General features: G+C 68.8%; 1 protein-coding gene. It reads left to right on the top strand.

What is annotated here, in order from left to right:
* A partial coding sequence (locus AC5ZG1_RS44990; RefSeq protein WP_496136648.1) for a tyrosine-type recombinase/integrase occupies positions 1-208 on the top strand: 208 nt, incomplete at both ends.

Here is a 208-nt window from a genome sequence, read left to right as displayed (position 1 = left end):
CACCTGCTTGAGTTGCTGCGGGCCTGGTGGAAGGCGGCGCGGCCGCAGGGCTGGCTGTTCCCGGGCCGCGATCCGGCCCAGCCGATGACCACACGCCAGCTCAATCGCGCCTGTCACGCCGCCGCCCAGATGGCCGAGATCAACAAGCGCGTCTCGCTGCACACCTTGCGGCACAGCTTCGCCACCCACCTCTTGGAGCAGAACATCG

This window comes from Bradyrhizobium sp. Leo78, from assembly GCF_059512425.1.
This window is presented reverse-complemented; position numbering and strand designations above follow the sequence as displayed.